The organism is Pantoea sp. R102 (assembly GCF_004916815.1).
GTDB lineage: Bacteria > Pseudomonadota > Gammaproteobacteria > Enterobacterales > Enterobacteriaceae > Pantoea > Pantoea dispersa.
This window is the reverse complement of record NZ_SDFT01000110.1, coordinates 1-2,383: the sequence shown is the minus strand read 5'-3', so window position 1 is coordinate 2,383 and position 2,383 is coordinate 1. Positions and strand designations below refer to the sequence as shown.

At 57.0% G+C, this 2,383-nt stretch carries 2 protein-coding genes; one reads left to right on the top strand and one right to left on the bottom strand.

The window, feature by feature from the left end; translation table 11 throughout:
• Positions 1–1,581: thiamine pyrophosphate-requiring protein (locus ERD80_RS12350; RefSeq protein WP_136547094.1), on the top strand; the 1,581-nt coding region annotated here is incomplete at its 5' end.
• A 68-nt stretch (positions 1,582–1,649) separates the two neighbouring features.
• Here the strand turns inward: ERD80_RS12350 and ERD80_RS12345 are convergent.
• Positions 1,650–2,102 carry a transposase gene (locus tag ERD80_RS12345; protein WP_059013045.1) on the bottom strand — a complete coding sequence of 151 codons (453 nt, stop codon included), beginning with the start codon at positions 2,100–2,102 and terminating at the stop codon, positions 1,650–1,652.
• Between the last annotated feature and the right edge of the window lie 281 nt (positions 2,103–2,383).

Below are 2,383 nucleotides of genomic sequence, written 5' to 3'. Positions count from 1 at the left end.
AGCGGTGAGCTGGCGGTGTGCGCTGGCTCCTGTGGCCCTGGCAACCTGCATCTGATCAACGGCCTGTTTGACTGCCATCGCAACCATGTTCCGGTGCTGGCGATTGCCGGCCAGGCGGAAACCACCGCGCGCGGCGCCAGCTACCAGCAGGAGATGAATTTAGACCGCATCTTCGCCGATGTGGCGAACTTTGTGCAGGAAGCGGCAGCCCCGGCGCAGGTCCAGCATCTGGTCGATCGCGGCGTGCGCATTGCCAAAGCGCAGAACGGCGTCGCGGTGATCATCCTGCCGAAAGATCTGCAGGATGAGAACTGGCAGCCACCGCAGCATGCGCACGGATTTACCCATTCCGGGCCGGGCTATCAGCGGCCGAAGATTGTGCCCTACGACGAGGATTTGCGCCGTGCCGCTGAGGTACTTAACGCCGGCAAAAAAGTTGCGGTATTGATTGGCGCCGGTGCGCGCGGTGCTGCGGTTGAAGTGGTGCAGATTGCCAATGTGCTCGGCGCGGGCGTGGCCAAAGCGCTGCTGGGCAAAGACGTGCTGCCGGACGATGCGCCTTTTGTCACCGGTTCGATCGGCCTGCTCGGCACCAAACCGTCGTGGGAGCTGATGCAGAATTGCGACACTTTACTGATGATTGGCAGCGGTTTTCCGTGGACCGAATTTCTGCCGCCGGAAGGTAAAGTGCGCGCGGTACAAATCGATATCGATCCGGCGATGCTGGGGCTGCGCTATCCGTGCGAGGTCAACCTGCACGGCGACGCGGCAGAGACCCTGCGCGCGCTGCTGCCGTTACTGACGCATAAAGCGGATCGCCGCTGGCAGGAGGAGATCGCGGTGCAGGTGCGCGACTGGTGGACGTTGATGGAACAGCGCGCTATGGCGCCCGCCAACCCGGTCAATCCGCAGCGCGTGGTGTGGGAGATGTCTCCGCAGCTGCCGGAAGATGCGATTGTCACCTCGGACTCGGGCTCCTGCGCCAACTGGTTTGCGCGCGATTATCGGGTGAAGCAGGGCCAGCGCGCCACGCTGTCGGGTGGGCTGGCTTGCATGGGGGCCGCCGTCCCGTTTGCCATCGCCGCGAAATTTGCCTTTCCCACTCAGCCAGTGGTGGCGCTGGTGGGCGACGGAGCGATGCAGATGAACAACCTGGCCGAGCTGATCACCATTCAGAAATACTGGCAGCAGTGGGCCGATCCGCGCCTGATTGTCTGCGTGTTCAATAATCAGGATCTCAATCAGGTCACCTGGGAACAGCGGGTAATGGAAGGCAATCCGCGCTTTGAAGCTTCGCAGCAGCTGCCGGACGTGCAGTATGCGCGCTTTGCCGACAGCCTCGGTTTGCAGGGCATCTATGTCGACCGGCCGGAGGATCTGGCGGCGGCGTGGCAGCAGGCGCTCAGCGCCACCCGACCGGTAGTGCTGGAGGTGAAAACCGATCCGGAAGTGGCCCCGCTGCCGCCGCATATCACGCTTAAGCAGGCCAAAGCTTTCATGTCGTCAATGGCGAAGGGCGACCGCGGCATGGCGCAGGTGATTAGCGACACCGCCAGCCAGTTGCTGCACAGCAAGGGTTAGCGCGCCGTCCTGTTTATGCCCGGGATAACGCCGGGCTACATATTTACTGTTTCACTGTAGGGTGCGCATTAATGCGCACCTGGAATATACAATCGATCTGATTCCCACCGTTTTGCATTATCCATAATATATTTTCGTATATGCAGTAATTCGTTTTCATTGCGGATAACGCGATCGTAGAAGCTGCGTTGCCAGATTTTATATCCTGCCTGGCGCGTGACGCCGCCTTTAAACAAATTAATTATTTGATTGATGGATCGTTCATTACGTTCCTGTAACCACAGGATGGCATGGAAGTGATTGGGCATCAGCGCAAATGTATCAAGCGTGGCGAAACGCGTCCGGCGCGGAACCTCGTTCCAGGCGGAGATAACGATATTCCCTAAAGGCGAGGCTATCATTATGCCATGATGTATATCGCCAAATAAGGAGCGACGCTGATGACACACCAGCGTTAAAAAATAGGCGCCTGCCGAACGATAATTATAATGCTTCAGGCGGGGATATTTGCGATTTTTCATTATGACCTCCTTGTGTGTAAAGAATGTGCTCCTTTTATTTGCGGAAAGCCATTAGAAGAGGGGAACGTTGGAAGTTGCATTCCAGATATTCAGAGTGCGATGAATGGGTTATTTTTAGATGAGTGCGGGTTTTTACCAGGTCGCCATAAATGGCGACCCTACAGGTTAGGGATTGTGTTTGGTCGTAGTAAATGGCAAAACCACAGGACGGTACAAGGTTTTGTAGGGTGCGCATTTATGCGCACCAGGATAATTTTAGATGAGTGCGGGTTTTTACCAGG

Coding starts and splice junctions, on each gene's coding strand:
- ERD80_RS12345 (WP_059013045.1), bottom strand. CDS start 2,102: ATGAAAAATCGCAAATATCCCCGCCTGAAGCATTATAATTATCGTTCG.